The sequence below is a fragment of the Rhodococcus sp. EPR-147 genome (genome assembly GCF_001647185.1).
In the GTDB taxonomy this organism is placed as follows: domain Bacteria; phylum Actinomycetota; class Actinomycetes; order Mycobacteriales; family Mycobacteriaceae; genus Rhodococcoides.
This window is the reverse complement of sequence record NZ_LVCU01000224.1, coordinates 25,426-42,485: the sequence shown is the minus strand read 5'-3', so window position 1 is coordinate 42,485 and position 17,060 is coordinate 25,426. Positions and strand designations below refer to the sequence as shown.

At 64.0% G+C, this 17,060-nt stretch carries 11 protein-coding genes and 1 tRNA gene; 9 read left to right on the top strand and 3 right to left on the bottom strand.

Going from position 1 to position 17,060, the window contains the following annotated elements; all coding sequences use genetic code 11:
• Nucleotides 1-38 precede the first annotated feature (38 nt).
• Nucleotides 39-1,763, bottom strand: a complete 1,725-nt coding sequence (locus tag A2J02_RS10995; protein WP_068050052.1) for a helicase HerA-like domain-containing protein — start codon at nucleotides 1,761-1,763, stop codon at nucleotides 39-41.
• 94 nt (nucleotides 1,764-1,857) lie between these two features.
• Between A2J02_RS10995 and orn the strand changes: the two genes are divergently transcribed.
• The 3 genes from orn (at nucleotide 1,858) to A2J02_RS10980 (ending at nucleotide 3,696) form a co-directional block, all read left to right on the top strand.
• On the top strand, nucleotides 1,858-2,469 hold the full coding sequence (orn, locus tag A2J02_RS10990; protein ID WP_082898768.1) for an oligoribonuclease: 612 nt from the start codon (nucleotides 1,858-1,860) through the stop codon (nucleotides 2,467-2,469).
• A 78-nt stretch (nucleotides 2,470-2,547) separates the two neighbouring features.
• Nucleotides 2,548-2,623, top strand: a tRNA-His gene (locus A2J02_RS10985).
• A 323-nt stretch (nucleotides 2,624-2,946) separates the two neighbouring features.
• The gene (locus tag A2J02_RS10980) at nucleotides 2,947-3,696 is read left to right on the top strand and encodes a M23 family metallopeptidase (protein WP_231911434.1); all 750 of its coding nucleotides are present in this window, start codon (nucleotides 2,947-2,949) and stop codon (nucleotides 3,694-3,696) included.
• Between the two features lie 20 nt (nucleotides 3,697-3,716).
• Here A2J02_RS10980 and A2J02_RS10975 read toward each other — a convergent pair whose 3' ends face one another.
• A complete protein-coding gene (locus tag A2J02_RS10975) occupies nucleotides 3,717-4,910 on the bottom strand; it encodes a L,D-transpeptidase (RefSeq protein ID WP_068050004.1) in 1,194 nt (397 codons plus the stop codon).
• A gap of 259 nt (nucleotides 4,911-5,169) precedes the next feature.
• Between A2J02_RS10975 and A2J02_RS10970 the strand changes: the two genes are divergently transcribed.
• Nucleotides 5,170-9,303 carry a bifunctional nitrate reductase/sulfite reductase flavoprotein subunit alpha gene (locus A2J02_RS10970; RefSeq protein ID WP_082898769.1) on the top strand — a complete coding sequence of 1,378 codons (4,134 nt, stop codon included), beginning with the start codon at nucleotides 5,170-5,172 and terminating at the stop codon, nucleotides 9,301-9,303.
• Between the two features lie 36 nt (nucleotides 9,304-9,339).
• Here the strand turns inward: A2J02_RS10970 and A2J02_RS10965 are convergent, their stop codons facing one another.
• Complete coding sequence (locus A2J02_RS10965; protein WP_068050000.1) at nucleotides 9,340-10,458, bottom strand: endo-1,4-beta-xylanase; 1,119 nt, start codon at nucleotides 10,456-10,458, stop codon at nucleotides 9,340-9,342.
• A 170-nt stretch (nucleotides 10,459-10,628) separates the two neighbouring features.
• Here A2J02_RS10965 and A2J02_RS10960 point away from each other — a divergent pair, with 170 nt between their 5' ends.
• From A2J02_RS10960 to A2J02_RS10940, 5 genes are all read left to right on the top strand, one after another.
• Nucleotides 10,629-11,336, top strand: coding sequence for a GAF domain-containing protein (locus A2J02_RS10960; RefSeq protein ID WP_068049997.1), 708 nt, complete (start codon nucleotides 10,629-10,631; stop codon nucleotides 11,334-11,336).
• Between the two features lie 152 nt (nucleotides 11,337-11,488).
• Nucleotides 11,489-12,967, top strand: a complete 1,479-nt coding sequence (locus A2J02_RS10955) for a sugar transferase (RefSeq protein WP_231893812.1) — start codon at nucleotides 11,489-11,491, stop codon at nucleotides 12,965-12,967.
• Nucleotides 12,968-13,007: 40 nt separating this feature from the next.
• A complete protein-coding gene (locus A2J02_RS10950; RefSeq protein WP_068049995.1) occupies nucleotides 13,008-14,381 on the top strand; it encodes an O-antigen ligase family protein in 1,374 nt (457 codons plus the stop codon).
• On the top strand, nucleotides 14,291-15,343 hold the full coding sequence (locus A2J02_RS10945) for a glycosyltransferase family 4 protein (RefSeq protein ID WP_068049993.1): 1,053 nt from the start codon (nucleotides 14,291-14,293) through the stop codon (nucleotides 15,341-15,343). The genes A2J02_RS10950 and A2J02_RS10945 overlap by 91 nt, the downstream gene beginning before the upstream one ends.
• A complete protein-coding gene (locus tag A2J02_RS10940) occupies nucleotides 15,343-16,869 on the top strand; it encodes a flippase (RefSeq protein WP_068049991.1) in 1,527 nt (508 codons plus the stop codon). The genes A2J02_RS10945 and A2J02_RS10940 overlap by 1 nt, the downstream gene beginning before the upstream one ends.
• Nucleotides 16,870-17,060 lie beyond the last annotated feature (191 nt).

The window sequence follows — 17,060 nt, the reverse complement described above, 5'->3', positions numbered from 1 at the left end:
TTGGTCGTTCCGCGGGCTCCACTCCCGACTGAGCGAGCTCAGCGTCGGCGGCGACGTCCGGTTCCGAAGATGCTGCGCGAGATCTCCCGCCCGGCGGCCGAGGCGGCCGATCGAAGGAAGCTCTTGACGGCAGGGTTGCCCATGATCCGCTCTGCGGCCGACGGCCCATCCGGCTCGCTCGGCGGTAGATCCGGCAGATCCGCAGGCAGGGGCGGGATGTCGAACTTCTCGGCCGGGGCCGGTACGTTCGCCACCCGCGCGTTCATCCGCTCGTAGGCCGACTCGCGATCGATCGTTTCTCGGTATTTCGAGGACAGGGTGCTCGACGATGCGGCCGCCGCGATGGCGTCGTTGCCGATGGTGTCCATCAGGGAGCGGGGCGGCCGAATCTTGGTCCACGCCACGGGAGTCGGTGCACCCTTTTCCGAGAGCACAGTCACGATCGCTTCGCCGGTACCCAACGAGGTCAGCGCCTTTTCCAGGTCGTAGGCGTCGGTCTTGGGGTACGTGCGGACCGTCTTGTTCAAGGCCTTCTGATCATCGGGCGTGAAGGCGCGCAGGGCGTGCTGAATCCGCGCCCCCAATTGCGAGAGAACATCGTTGGGGACGTCGGTGGGCAGCTGCGTGCAGAAGAAGACACCGACACCCTTGGAGCGGATGAGCTTGACGGTCTGCTCCACCTGCTGCAGAAACGCCTTCGAGGCGTCGGCGAACAGCAGGTGTGCCTCGTCGAAGATGAAGACCAGCTTGGGCTTGTCCACGTCACCCACCTCGGGCAGCGTCTGGAACAGATCGGCCAGCACCCACATCAGGAACGTGGAGAACATCACCGGCCGCGAAGCCTGCGCCCCGAGCTCGAACAAGGTGATCACGCCTCTGCCGTCCTGCCCGACGCGCAGCAGGTCCTCGGTCTCGAGCTCGGGCTCGCCGAAGAAGGTGTCGCCGCCGTCCGCTTCGAGGTTGACCAACGCGCGGAGAATCACGCCTGCGGTGGCCGAGGAGACGCCGCCGATGCCCTTCAGGTCGGCTTTGCCCTCGTCGCTGGTCAGGTGCATGATCACCGACCGCAGGTCTTTGAGATCGAGCAGGGCGAGCCCCTGCGAATCGGCCCAGTGGAAGATCAAGCCGAGAGTGGATTCCTGAGTGTTGTTCAGCCCCAACACCTTGCTGAGCAGAATCGGGCCGAATGCAGTGATGGTGGCGCGCACCGGGACGCCGATTCCGTCGGTACCCAAGGAGAGAAACTCGACCGGATGGCCGGAGGGAGCCCAGTCCGGAATACCGGTGTCCGCTGCTCGGCTGCGGATCTTTTCGTTGTCTGCTCCCGGCTGCGACAGGCCGGACAAGTCACCTTTGACGTCGGCCATGACCACGGGAACGCCTGCGGCGCAGAGCTGTTCGGCAATGCCCTGCAGCGTCTTCGTCTTTCCGGTTCCGGTGGCCCCGGCCACGAGGCCATGTCTGTTCAATGTGGCCAACGGAATTCGGATACGAGCGGACGGATCGGTGACGCCGTCGAGCACCACGGTTCCCAATTCCAACGCGGCCCCCTCCGACGCGTATCCGGCGGCGATCTCGGCGGCCTTACCGGTCGAGCCCGGAGCCTGTCCGGCTTCCGCTGCGAGCGCCTCGGCTTCGGCGGCGTCCGCTGCAGCCAGAGCTTCGGCGGCGACCCGTGCCGCTTCGACGGCGGCGGCCTTGGCAGCCTTCGCCTTCTCTGCCGGGCTGAGCGTGGGTGCAGGCTGCGTCGGGTCGACTGTCATGTCCGCGTCCTCCATGAACGTGTGCTGATGCTGAACTGGCTCGATCGCCACCGCAAACCCTAGTGGCACAGCGGCTCGCACTAGTGTGGTGCGAGTGCAGGACAAACTTGTGTGGATCGATTGTGAAATGACCGGCTTGGACCTGAGCAAGGACAAGCTGATCGAAATTGCGGCGCTGGTGACCGACAGCGAGCTCAACATCCTCGGGGAGGGTGTCGACATCGTCATCCATGCCGACGACGACGCGTTGGCGAACATGCCTGCCGTCGTCACCGATATGCATGCCAAATCGGGCTTGACCGACGAGGTGCGCGCGTCGACGGTGACGCTGGAGGAAGCCGAGCAGCGCGTCCTGGCGTACATCAAGGAGCATGTCCCGGTAGCCGGAACGGTTCCCCTCGCGGGAAACTCCATCGGCACCGATCGCGGGTTCATCTCTCGCGACATGACCGCGCTCGACACCTACCTCCACTACCGCATGATCGACGTCAGCTCGATCAAGGAACTCGCCCGCCGCTGGTACCCGCGTATCTACTACGGACAGCCACCCAAGGGCCTTGCGCACCGCGCTCTCGCGGACATCAAGGAGTCGATCAAGGAGCTGCAGTACTACCGCCGGACTGCCTTCGTAGCGCAGCCGGGGCCCTCCACCAGCGATATTGCAGCTGTCGTTCACGATCTCGACACGCAGTCAGGGGCGGATTAGCAACCCGGGATTCAACCCGCTAGTATTGTCGACGCTGCTGATGGAGAGCCCGAAAAGGTTCTGCGGATGCGTGCAATGGTGGGCGTAGTTCAGCTGGTAGAGCACCAGGTTGTGATCCTGGATGTCGCGGGTTCGAGTCCCGTCGCTCACCCCATACGAACAAGGCCGGTCTCCTCGTGAGGCCGGCCTTTTTCGTGTCTCCATTCCCCGAGCGACGAGCCCTCCGGTCCCGCCGCAACCACGCTGACCTCGAATTACGTTGTTGTAATTCAACTTTCAGGTTTCTTGTGGGGTTAATGTGACGTACGGTTACCAATGGCACTTTTGGGGAAGAAAAGTACCAATGTGATTCATGTGTTTTTTGCTACGTGAGTTCAGCGTGCCCCGAAGCGTCACCGAACATGTTCTTACGTCCTGCGCGCACCCATCCGAGGTGCGCGGAGGACGCAGACGAGGAGGCTTTTCGTGGGTCGCAGAATGCACAGAGTCATAGCGGGTTCGATCTTGTCGGCAGCACTGTGCATCGGCACAACCGGCTTGCTCAGCCCAGCGGTGGCCACCGCTCAACCCACCATCGAACTCCCCCAGATCCCGATACCGCAGCCCGACGCGCAGCAGCGGGCCGCGATTCTCGCGGCTGTCCTGGACGCCACCGGCGTCCTGATCAACCAGGTCGCAGCCATCGTTCTCGACAGCGACGTGCTCTCCGCACCGGACTCACCGGACGCTCCGAGCACGGTGGAAGTACCCGAGATCGAACTCCCGACCGCTCCGCCGACCGTCGGGCTCGGTGGAGCAGTGCTGCCCATCGATGCAGGCGACTACCGCATCACCTCCGGCTACGGCGGGCGCAACAACCCGACCGGCAACGGCGCGCAGTTCCACCAGGGTGTCGATTTCGCTGCGGACAGCGGAACTCCGATCCACGCGGTCACCGGCGGAACCGTCGTTCAGGCCGGAGATGCAGGCGACGGCTACGGCAAGCTCGTGCGGGTCAAGAGTGGCAACACCGAGACCTACTACGGCCACCAGTCCAGCATCGCGGTGTCGGTCGGCGACGAAGTGGCACCGGGCGATGTACTCGGCGCAGTCGGCAGCACCGGAAACTCGACCGGACCGCATCTGCACTTCGAGGTGCGCAACAACGGTTCGAGCGTCGAACCGGTGGCCTACCTGAAGACGCTGGGTATCGATCCCTCGCTATACCAGACCCGCGACCGAAGCTGATCGGCCGAACTCCGCTTCGATCAGACCGTAGTGGCGTTCCCGGCCTTCCACTCGTCCCACGGGACGTTCCAGTCACCGAGGCCGTCGGTACCCGACAGCGTCCCACCGACGGTGTTCTTCACGACGACGATGTCGCCGCGCTTGGTGTTGTCGTAGACCCACTTCGCGTTGGTGGGGCTCAGGTTCAGGCACCCGTGCGAGGCGTTGGAGTAACCCTGCTGTCCCACCGACCACGGTGCGGAGTGGAAGAAGATGCCGCTGTAGGACATCCGCGTCGCCCAGTCGACCGGGGTGCGGTATCCGCTGGACGAATTCACCGGCACACCGTAGGTCGAGGAATCCATCACGAGATGCTCGAAGCGGTCGCCGATGATGTAGACGCCGTTGTCGGTGGGCGTGCTGTCCTTGCCCATCGATGTCGGCATGGTGATGACGTCCTGACCGTTGACGTTGAACGTCACCTGCTTGGTGTTGTCGTCGGCGGTGGCGATGACCGCATCACCGATCGTGAACGAGGTCGTGGCGTTCTCCTGACCGAAGATGTCGTCACCCAGATCGCGTCCGTACACGTTCACCGCCACGTCGACCTTGGTGCCCGGTGCCCAGTAGTTCTGCGGACGCCAGCGAACTTCCTTGTTGTTGACCCAGTAGAATGCGCCCTCGACGGCAGGCGTCGTGGTGACGGTGATGGCGTTCTGTGCGGCCACTTTGTCGGTGATCGGTTCGTCGAACTGAACCGCGACCGGCTGACCGATTCCGACGATGTCGCCGGGGTTCGGCAGAACGAAGGGCTTGGTGAAGTTGCCGGGCTGGCTGGTGGTGAAGCTCGATACCGTGCTCGACGCTCCCCCGAGTCCGTACGCGTCGGCCTGGACGCGGTATTCACGGTCGTAGCCGAGCGGTTCGGTGTTGGTCCACGACAATCCGTCGGGCGAGATCGCGCCCGAGACCGGCTCGCCCTCCGGGTTGAGCATCGTCACCGAGGACAACTTGCCGTCGGCGACCGAGACGGTCACCGGGTCCGCCGGGGAGAATCCGACGGCTCCGTCGAGGACGCTCGAGGTCAGCTTCGGCTTCATCAGCTCGGTCATCGGGTTGGAATCGATCGGCACCGACGGTTCGGAGACGTCCGATGCAGAACTACATCCCGACAGGACTGCCACCGAAGCAACCACTCCCACCGCGGCGAGTACGAATCCGCGATACACCCTCATGAATCACACCACTTCCCACTTCGAGCCCGACCCGGACGATTGTGCCAGCGGAAAATCGGACACTCCACTCGACAGCCCGTTCGATGAGTAACGTTCGAGTACCAATCGCAGACCAGGAAGTTCGTGTTACCTCCCATCCGCCTCTCACCAGCTCCCGGGCGGACATCACCGCTCCTGGCGGGGCACGGTGAGGACAACGTCATATCCGGCTAACTGACGTGTAATGACGGCGCACCCTGGGCCGGGCACTGTGGAATCCATGGTCACCACGGTGAAGACACTCTGCGCGTACTGCGGCGTGGGATGCGGCATGGTGCTCGAGATCGGCGGCCGAACCGCGTCCTCCGATGCCACCCCGACCAGGCCTGTAGTGACCAAATCCGTCGGCGACAAGTCCCACCCGGCCAACTTCGGCCGACTGTGCACCAAAGGGACCACCACCGCGGACATGCTCGCGGGGCCCGGGCGGCTCGAGAAGGCCCAGATTCGCCATCGCCGCGGCGAGCAACCGGAGAGCACGGACACCGCGGTGACGATCCACGACACCGCTCGGCGGCTGCGCACCATCATCGACGAACACGGGCCCGATGCGCTCGCGTTGTACGTGTCGGGGCAGATGTCGATCGAGGCCCAGTACCTGTCCAACAAACTGGCCAAGGGGTTCATCGGCACCAACCAGATCGAATCCAATTCCCGACTCTGCATGGCGAGCGCAGGAACCGGATACAAGCAATCACTGGGAGCCGACGGCCCGCCCGGGTCGTACCAGGACTTCGACCACGCCGACGTGTTCTTCGTCATCGGCTCCAACATGGCCGACTGTCACCCCATTCTGTTCCTGCGGATGATGGACCGCGTCAAGGCAGGGGCGAAGCTGATCGTCGTCGATCCCCGTCGCACCGCCACAGCGGACAAGGCCCACCTGCATCTGCAACTCGAGCCGGGGTCGGACCTGGCGCTGCTCAACGGTCTGCTGGCGCTCATAGCGGAGAACGGCGACCTCGACACCGAGTTCATCGCGGAGTTCACCGACGGCTGGGACGCGATGCCGGAGTTCCTCGGCGACTACACCCCGGAGAAGGTCTGCGCCGCAACCGGTCTCGACGAGAAGGACCTACGAGCCGCGGCCGCGATGATCGGCGGTGCAGAGAACTGGATGAGCTGCTGGACGATGGGTCTGAACCAGTCGACGCACGGAACGTGGAACACCAATGCGCTGTGCAACCTCCATCTGGCGACCGGTGCCATCTGCAAGACCGGCAGCGGCCCGTTCTCCCTGACCGGGCAACCGAACGCCATGGGTGGTCGGGAAATGGGATACATGGGCCCCGGGCTGCCGGGACAACGAGCGGTGGTCAACGACGCCGACCGCGCATTCGTCGAGGATCGATGGGGCGTTCCGCGCGGAACGCTGCGCACCGACGTCGGCGGCGGAACCATCGAGATGTTCTCCAAGCTCGCTGCCGGGGAGATCAAGGCCTGCTGGATCATCTGCACCAATCCGGTTGCCTCGGTGGCCAACAGAACGACGGTGATCGACGGTCTCGAGCGCGCCGAGTTGGTCATCACTCAGGATGCGTTCGCCGATACCGAAACCAACGACTACGCCGACGTGATGCTGCCCGCCGCGTTGTGGACGGAAGCGCACGGAGTGATGGTCAATTCCGAACGCAATCTCACGCTGTTCCAACCGGCGCTCGAGGCACCGGGCGGTGCACTACCGGACTGGAAGATCATCGCCGACATGGCGTGCGCGCTCGGATATGCAGATGCCTTCACCTATGCGAGCGCCGAGGAGGTGTTCGAGGAGATCAAGCAGTTCTGGAATCCGAACACCGGCTACGACATTCGCGGAGTCACCTACGAACGGTTGCGCGAGAGTCCCATCCAGTGGCCGTGCCCGCCCGACGCGACCACCACCCGGCATCCGATCCGATACCTCAACGACGGAGTCAGCCAACGGCAACGAGTGTCCGACGACGGTTCGATCCCCGCACTGTCCTTCCCCACTCCGAGCGGTCGGGCCCAGTTCTTCGCCAGGCCTGCGATGGCACCCGCGGAGATGCCCGACGACGACTACCCGTTCGTGCTCAACACCGGACGCCTGCCACACCAGTGGCACACCATGACCAAGACCGGCAAGGTCGCCAAGCTGAACAAACTCGATTCCGGCCCGTTCGTCGAGGTACACCCACTCGACGCCGACCGGCTCGGCGTGATCGACGGCGACAGTGTCGAGGTCGCGTCCCGCCGAGGCCGAGCCGTCCTTCCTGCCGTCGTCACCGATCGAGTGCTCCCGGGCAGCTGCTTCGCGCCCTTCCACTGGAACGAAAAATTCGGTGAGTACCTCGCCATCAATGCCGTCACCAACGACGCCATCGATCCGTATTCTCAGCAGCCCGAGTTCAAGGCGTGCGCGGTCACTCTCACCAGAGTTGCTGCAGCCCAATCACCCTCACCCGTGGGCGACGAACCTTCCCACGATCCCGTCGAGGCGCTCGCCACGATCGTCGGTCTCCCTGCGCGTCCTTCTCAGCCGCTGACGACCGTCGAACAGCGTTATATCGCAGGGCTTCTCGAAGGTCTGGGCAGTGAGGCCGGCCGCAGCGCCGCCGGAACGCCCACTCTGCCGTCGCGCACTCCCCTGTCCCCCGAGACCCACGCATGGCTCGACGGCGTTCTCGCGGGCCTGTTCTCGCGTGGACCCGCCACCGGCGGTGCTGGTGCCGATGTACCGGCCGAGACCGCCGATCCGGGGCGACGGCCGGTGCTGTTGCTCTGGGCCTCGCAAACCGGCACCGCCGAGGAGTACGCCCAGGCCTGCCTGTCCCACCTGCGGGGAGCAGGCGTGTCGATCGCAGAGCACTCGATGGATACGTTCACCGTCGATTCTCTGCCCGCCGAGGCCGATGTGCTGATCGTCAGCAGTACCACCGGTGACGGCGAAGCACCCGACAACGGAACGACGTTCTGGGACAGTCTCGTCGCCGAGCCCGCCACGGAGCTTCCGGGAATCCGTTATGCGGTACTCGCTTTCGGCGACTCCAGCTACGCAGACTTCTGCGGCCACGGACGCAGGATCGACGAGCGCCTCACCGAGTTGGGTGCCCGGCGACTTCTCGAGCGGGTCGACTGCGAGCCCGACTACGAGAACGAGGCGGCGGCGTGGCTCGATGCGGTGGTCGAGAGGCTTCGACGCGATGACGACACCACCACCGAAGCAGCGGTGGAGTCCCCTGCACGCACCGTTCCGCAGACCCGAGCGGAGCCGGAACAGTACAGCAAGAAGTCACCGCTGGTGACGACTCTCGTACGTAATCGAGTACTGACCGCACGCGGATCCGTCAAGGACGTCCGCCAATTCGGATTCCATGTACCCGACGGGACTCTCGAGTACGAGGTCGGTGACGCACTCGGAGTGTGGCCGCGCAACAGCGATGCCTACGTCGACGAGTGGCTCGAGGCCACCGGACTGGACCGGGACACCGCTGTCGATCTCGCTGGACACGGTTCGATGTCGCTGCGCACAGCGCTGAGCCGCCACCTCGAAATTGCTCGTGCAACACCGGATCTCCTGAAGTTCGTCCACCGACGGACTGCGGACGACGATCTCGAGTCGATGCTGCACCCCGACAACAAGCATGCGCTGTCCGACTGGATGTGGGGTCGTCAGTCGATCGACGTGCTTGCTGCCCATCCGGTTCGAGCTTCGGTGGACGACTGGTTGGCAGTTCTCAAACCGTTGCAGCCACGGCTGTACTCGATTTCGTCGAGTCCGAAGGAGAACCCCAACGAAGTACAGGTGACCGTCTCGGCGGTGCGGTACAACGTGCACGGAGTTCCCCGGCGCGGCGTGTGCTCGACCTACCTGGCCGACCATGCGTCGAATCACGACGTGGGAATCTTCGTGCAGAAGTCGTCGCATTTCAAGCCGCCGGAGGACCCGACAACCCCGATGATCATGGTCGGCCCGGGTACCGGTGTCGCCCCCTTCCGTGCCTTCCTGCACGAGCGTCGCGCGCTCGGGCACACCGGCCACAACTGGCTGTTCTTCGGTGAACAGCACGCCGACACGGACTTCTACTATCGCGACGAACTGACGGCGATGCTCGGCGACGGTTCGCTGAACCGCCTGGACGTCGCATTCTCACGCGATCAGAAGGACAAGGTCTACGTCCAGGATCGGATGCGTGAACACGGGGCCGAGTTGTGGAACTGGATTCACCGCGGTGCCCACTTCTACGTGTGCGGCGACGCGTCCCGAATGGCCAAGGACGTCGACGCCGCGCTGAAGGGCGTGGTGGCGCAGCACGGCAAACTCGCGCCGAGCAGTGCCGAGGCCTACGTCAAAGCTCTTGCCGCAGAGAAGCGATACGTCCGCGACGTCTACTGAGTCGGTGGAACCGAGACGAAACGTGCCATCGGTCGATCAACGGCCGGAATGCTCCGCGGCGTAGGCGTCGACGCGTCCGTAGGCGATCTTGGGCGACCAGTCTCTGTGCACCAAGCCGAAGTTCTGTTCGGTGTCGGCGGTGTCGGAACCGGCGTCCCGGAGGCTGTAGACATAGGCCGGCCCCAGCCAGTCGTTACCGAGAACCGCGTCGAGGACAATCCCGATGCTGTCCGCCTGCGTCTGCTCGCTGACACTGTTGGGATTGGTGCCGGTGGGGGCTCCGAACTCGGTGATCCAGATCTGTTTGCCGCTGTCACCGCCGGCGATCATCGTGTCGCGCATGGACCACATCTTCATGGCGGTGTTCCACGACGCCGTGCTGGGGTCGTTGGGTAGGTAGGGCCACGTGTACGGGTGAACGTTGAAGGCGTCGAAGTACTTGTTCGATCCCTGCGCGTACATCTTCGACAGGAACGTCGTACCCGCGATGTTGCCGTTCGTGTCCTCGGCGGGTGCCATCCCGCCCGCGAGCACGGTGGAATCGGCTTGCACCTGCTTGATCGCCGTATAGGTCGCCTTGATCAGCGCCGAGTACGCCGTCACGTCGGGGGCAGGCTTGAAGAACGTCACGATGTTCGGCTCGTTCCACACCTCCCATATCTCGATCCGGCTCTGGTAGCGCTGAACCACAGTCTTGGCGAACGCCGCGAAGGTGGCGGGGTTCGCAGGACGGGAGTGCGAATCGTTGACGGCGGCGGCTACTCGCGCCCACCTCGGGGTGTACGCGATGATGCCGTGCACGCACATCCCGTGGGCCACAACAGCGTCGATCACCCGGTCGGTTCGGTTCCAATCGAATCTGCCCCGGGTCGACTCGATGGCAGACCAGTCGATGTCGAGACGAACCGCGAAAGCTCCGGCGTCACGAGCGAGCGTGAGTTCCCGATCGAGATCCGCAGGAGACAGCCCACCTATGGTCGCTCCGGGTGATACTCCGATCCGGACCGCGTCCGATTGCCGCGCACATCCTGAATCTCCTGCGGGCGCTTGCTGCGTTCGCAGAGCAGATGCAGCTGCGGGTACCGCCCCGGCCGCGAACGACAACAGCATGACCATCAGTGCTGCACTCGCTCGTCGCGTCGCATTCCTTCTCATCGGCAGATGCTAGCAACGACCAGGAACGGAATATCGCGGTATCGATATTGCTCTGTTGTTTCGTGCTTTGTCTCACTCCTCGGCAGCACAAACACACCGGAAATTCGAATAGTGGAATACACCGACGCGAGCGTCGGTATGACAACCCGGCCTGTACTACTATCTGGACAATGACGACAGGATTTCCCGGTTTCGACGACCGTCTGAACGATCTGCTCGCCCGGCAGGCAGAGAAATCCGGTCTTTCCACCGACGAATTCGTTCGAGGAGCGGTGGTCGACCGACTCGTGCGGGAACTGTCCGAAGATCAGGATTCCGACGTCGGCGCATTGCTTCGTGCGCTGCAGGAGGGCTCGGAGAGAGGCGTCGGCCCAGCCGAGGTCACGCGAGTGTTCGGCACCCCGATCGACGACCCCGACAGGTTGGCCGCTGTAGCTCGAACCGGACTGATGGACACCGGATCCGACGCGGGTTACGACCGGGTCGTCAGCATGGTCGCCGATGCTCTGAGTGCCCCGTCGGCCGCATTCTCGCTTCTCGACGACAAGCGTCAGTACTTCAAGAGCGCCCTTGGACTTCCAGCGGAACTCGGTGGCGCACAGGAGGTCCCCATGGACGGGTCGATCTGCCGCTACGCGATCGATCTCGGGCAACCATTGGTGGTCGAGGACGCACGATTGAACGACATCCTCAAGGACCACCCCTCCGTTCAGAGCAACCTTCTCGTGTCCTACCTCGGAGTTCCGCTCACCGACGACGCCGGCAACTCGGTGGGCACCCTGTGCGTGTGGGATCAGCAGCCGCGACAGTGGACTACGGGTCATGTGCAGATACTGCAGGATCTGGCGTGGATAATTCGCGAGCGCGTTTTCGAATAAGCAGGCTTTTACCCGACGAAAATAAGCATTCTCGGCCTACAACCGACTTCAGGTTTTTTTCGATAAGTCGACCAGGTAGCCGCTTTCGCGCCGGTATACATTGAATGGGATATATGGGACCAACCGATCCGAACTAGCCACCGGAAGTAGCTGTGCCTGAGACACTGGATTCACCGCGCACTCGCCCGAATGCTGCCGAGGCCGACACCGTTGCAGTTGGTCGCCCCCTTGTCGATCGGCTCAGAGTCGATCCACTCAATACCGCGATCACCGTCGCAGTGGATCTGCTCGCCGCAGCCGTCGCTCTGATCGGAGCATTGCTCTGGCACTCAGGCAGCCTCACCGACACCGGTTGGCTCCCATGGCTGTTCCTGCCACTGCTGATCGGAATCCTCGCCGGAAAGTCGATGTACCGACGCAGTCTCCGGCGCAACTTCCTCGACGAGATCGGTCCTGCCGAAACCGCTGTCGCGTTCGCGTCGCTCGCCCTGTTGGTCCTGATGTTTCTGGCGGACACCGACTACCGGCCCAGCGAGGTCGTGTTGCGACTGTGGTTGCTGAGCGCATTCACGATCGCAGTCGCCCGCTTGATACGTGTCGTCGTCCAGCGCACGCTGCGCATCAAGTTCGGATCGGCAGCGCCGACCATCGTGCTGGGCAACGATCCGATCGCGCATCAACTCGTCTCGCGCACAAGGCAGTTCCCCGAGTACGGTCTCGAACCCATCGGTTATGTGGGTGAGGCACCGGTCGCCGACATCCCTTCGAGCAACGAGGTGCCCCACCTACCGCACCTCGGACTTCCCCGCAATTTCGAAACGGTTGCCCGCGGGACCGGTGCCGAGGAGTTGATCGTCGCGTTCGCACCGACCGAGGATCGCGAGTTGATCGCCGCCATCAGGACTGCGCACCGCCTCGGTATGCGAGTGTGGGTGGTGCCCAGGCTATACGACGCCGTGGGCGTCAACACTCGCGTCGAGCACATCGGCGGTCTGCCGCTGATGGTGCTACCGCATGTGAACCCCAAGGGGTGGCAATTCGCCCTCAAAGGACTTCTCGATCGAGTCCTGACCGCATTCGGACTCCTGCTGCTCTCCCCCGTCTTTCTCACACTCATGCTGCTCGTACGCCTGAGCTCACCTGGCCCGATCTTCTTCAAGCAAGAGAGAATCGGCCGCGACGGATTGCCGTTCGATTGTCTGAAGTTCCGCTCCATGCGACCTCCACGTGCGTCCGACGCCGAGTTCGAGCGAAAGGCCGGGGACGCACCCGGCGGTGTCGAAGGTGTCGACCGACGAACGCGCATCGGAAAGATCATGCGACAGACCTCGATGGACGAACTTCCACAGCTGCTCAACGTACTTCGCGGCGACATGAGTCTGGTCGGTCCGCGCCCGGAACGCCCCGAATACGTCGACCTGTTCGAGATGCAGATCCGTAGGTACGGGGAGCGGCACCGCGTCAAGGCAGGCGTGACGGGATGGGCTCAGGTGCACGGCCTCCGCGGCCAGACGTCCATCGCGGACCGCGCCGAGTGGGACAACTACTACATCGAGAACTGGTCGGTGTGGCTCGACGTCAAGATCCTGTTCCTCACCGTCCTGGCCGTGCTGAAGCGCGCCGAGGACTGATCGTGGTCTCCGCCGAACACGGCCACGTTCGGGTCACCCCGTGATCACGTACGTCGCGCTCGCTTTCGGCGCAGCGGTCGTCCTCGCGCTCGGCTGCGCGGTGGCATCGGCGATCTACCGCCGCCCGCAGCGCGGCGTGCTGTTGCTCGCAGCATTCGTTCCGCTGCACGGCCTTCTGGTTCTGGTGCCCCTGCCAGGGGTGGTGTCCGGCTGGAAGGAAGGCCTGGTCGTCTTCACGGTTCTGTGCGCGTGGTTACGCCGACCGCGACACGTCCGTGGCTCGATGCCTCGGGTCTTCATGCCGTGGTGGCCCGCCGCTGCTGTCTTCGTCGTGTTCGGCAGCGTGTCTGCGTTCGCCACCTTCGGAATCGTCGGCGTGTTCGGCATCAAGGTGACCTTCTTCTACATTCTGCTGGTGGTCGTCATGTGGCTCGCGCCGTTCGACGCCACGGACCGAGACCACCTCGTCTCCGTTCTCATGGGCATGGGCGTGTTCACGTCGGCGGTCGGTATCGCGCAACTTCTGGCCGGGCCCGCCGCACTGGTGTCGCTGGGTTACGAATACGGCACTCAGGTCCGCACATCGGGCGGGCTACTGCGCACGTTCAGTACGTTCAACCTCCCGTTCCCGTTCGGGCTGTACGTGATGTTGGCGTTGCTGGTCGGCGGTGCGGTGGCGCTGGCCGATCCGCGCCGACGGCGAAACATGTTGTTTCTGTTCGCGTCTCCAATGATGGTGGTCGCGATGTCCAGTTCGATCGTGCGAGGGGCCATCCTGGGACTCGCGGTCGGGGTCATCTACCTGATCGCTGTGCGGTTTCGGTACCTCGCTGCGCCGCTGGCTCTGGCGGCGCTGGCCGTGGCGGTCACCGTTCCCTTCGTTCCCAGGATCACGTCGGTCTTCTTCTCGTCGAGCAGTCTGGGTCAACGCGGTGACGGCTGGGCCAACATCATCGCCAGCATCCTGGTTCATCCCGTCGGGACGGGGCTGGGATCGAGTGGGTCTGCGGCAGACCGCATTTCCACCGCCGAGGGTGTCGCATTCACGCAGTCCGGGCTCTCGACCAATTACCAACCCGACAACTACTACGTCAAGGCACTGCTCGAACTCGGACCGATCGGCCTGTGGGCAGTGGTCGCATTGCTCGTGACGTCGCTGCTGTGGTGCACGCGCCTGTCCCGAGCACTACCGGGCAACGACGGTGCGCTCGCCCTGGGCGTCGGTGCTTCCATCGTCGCAGCGATGTTCGCCAGTCTCGTCTCGACGTATTTCGAGATCTTTCCGATCGATGTCTATTTCTGGCTCTTGTTAGGAGTGGTGGGATGCGCAGCAGCGCAACACGAATCATCTTCGGGGCGCTCGCCCTCAGACCGGGAGGAAGCGGAGTACAGACCTACATTCGCGAGCTCCTGAACGAGCTCCCCCAGTGCCTACCCGCTGCCGATCTCGCCGCGACCGTCCAGCGCGACGCCGTCGGTGAGCTCCCACCCTCGGTCACGGCGTTGGAACGGCCTGTCACCAGCGGTGCCGCTCGTGCAGTGCTCGGTGCCCTCCCCGTCGGTCGTTGCGATGTGGTGCACGGCCTGGACGTCGACCTGCCGTTTCTGACCAAGGCCTTCACGGTGGCCACGGTGCACGACCTATCGGTCATCGACATGCCGTCGGCCTCCAGTCGATTTCGCGCGTTGGGCGAACAGAGACTGGTACGGCGCGCACTGCGCCGCGCAGATCTGCTCATCGCGGTCTCGCAGTTCACCGCCGATCGAATCAAGGCGGTCAGCGGCCGCGACGCCACGGTGGTCGGTCTGGCACCCGCAGCGTGGGCCGCTGTCCCCACCGACAGCCGGATAGATCTGGTTCGGCGCAAGTACGACTTGCCGGACCGTTTCGTGATGCAGGTCGGAACGGTGGAGCCCCGCAAGAACGTTCAGCTCGTGGCCGACGCAGCGGAGAGTCTCGGAATACCGTGTCTGCTGGCCGGGGCCGGCTCCACCGGTCCCCACGCCCCTCGCAATTCGCGGGGGCTCGGGTACGTCGATGTCGAGGATCTGCCCGGCCTCTACGCTGCCGCGACAGTCACTGCGTACGCCTCTCGGTACGAGGGCTACGGGCTTCCGCCGGTGGAGGCGATGGCGTCGGGCGGCGCGGTCGTCGCCAGTGCCGTCGGTGCCCTCCCCGACGTCGTCGGCGACGGTGCCGTTCTCGTCGAGTCCGAGAACGTGGACGACTGGGTACAGGCGATGAAACCACTCGCTTTCGACGGGGACGCGCGCGCAGCTCTTCTCGACGCGGCAGCCGTAGCCACCCGCGAGATCAGCTGGCGTAGAACGGCGGAGCTCACCGCCGACGCGTATCGAGCCGCGGGCATCGTCTGATGGCCGAGGAGCTCGCGCTCGACGGCACCGAGCAGCCACCGGACTACCGCGCCATCGCAGCGGATCCGAAAGCCGCGGCCAGAGCGACGATTGCCGTTCTGATCAGCAGAGTGATCATCGCGACGCTGGGGTGGGTGGGCAGCGTCGTCGTCGCGAGGTCCCTCGGACCGGACGAGTGGGGCCAGTTCAGCTTCGTCTTCGCGCTGCTGGGCTTGATGTCCGTCGTGACCGATCTGGGGGTCGGACGCGTCGTGCTGGCGAAATTGATGGACGACGATTCCGAGGAAATCGGTCGAACGGCGTCGGCGTTCCTGGCGCTCCGAACCGTGCTCGGTTTGGTGGGGTACGTACTGGCCGTCGCATACGTTCTGCTGCTGCAATATCCGAGCGAGGTGGTCCTCGCGACGGTGGTCGGCGGACTGGTGGTCGTGTTCGCAACCCCGGGTCACGCCCTGAGGGTGCTCTTTCAGAGCCGTCACCGCCTGGTACTCGTGGCCGTTGCCGAAAGCGCCGGGCAAGCAATCCAATTGGCGTTGACCGTGCTGGCCGCCGTGCTGGCCCCCACCCTGCTGATCTTCGTTCTCCCGGCCGTGGCCAACGAAGTGTTCAAGTTGGTGACCAAGGGTTTCGGCATCGGCAACCGTTCCATGGGCCTGCGACCGTCGCGGCACATCGACATTCGGCGCTGGGGGCCCTACCTGAAAGAGGCCGTACCACTCGCGATCGGCTTCGCCCTCACCATCGCGATGCTCAAGATCGACATGCTGATGCTCAGCCTGCTCGACACGTTCGAGGCCGTGGGACTGTATTCCATCGGCTACAAATTCTCGGACATGATCGACACCTTCGTGTTGGCGGCAGTCGCACCGATCAGCACCTTGCTCGTCGCGTCGTGGCCCCACGACGCCACCGCATTTCGCGCACGCTCGCGTTCGGCCGCACTGCTGTTCGCACTCTTCGGCGCAATGGCTGTCGCGGCGTTCGTACCGTCGGCCGAGCCGTTGATCGGGCTGCTGTACGGCGAACGGTTCGTCGACGGAGCCGACGCAGCCCGATTACTCGTCATCGGCGCGGCACTGATGTCGTTGGTGATGCTGGGAATCTTCCTGCTCGCGTCGGCCGGAATGCAGCGACACTACCCCGTGGTGGCACTGGTCGGTCTGGCCCTGAACGTCGGGTTGAACCTGTTCCTGATCCCGCGGATGTCGTACGACGGAGCCGCCATCTCCACCGTCGTGACGATCGGCACCACTCTCGTTCTGCTGTGGATCGTGATCGCGCGAAGCATGCCCATATCCGGACTGCTTCCCGTGCAATCCATTTCGGTGATACTGGTGGTCACCGCAGCCACTACGGTCGGCGGCTGGTTCCTGGTGCAACACTATCCGGGCCTGTGGCTGCTCGTCTCGGTTGCGGCAGCGTTGCTGGTCGCAATCGTGCTCTACGTGTTCGTCGCCATCGGACTCGTCGAGTCACCACTGCCGGGACCGGCCGAGAAAGGACGTCACCGTGCGCGTTCCGAATGACCATCGACACAACGGACACATCGCCCGATTCGGACCCCGCCCTGCGGAGTCGAAGTCGGGTTTCGCGAAGGTAGAAGACCGTTGCGCCCGTTCTTCGAATGTTGTTGATGTGCAGTTCCATTCACGAGCGGCACGGCAACGCGAACGGCATACTAGCCCGGCTATCATCGAGCCTGTCGGCTCCACGAATC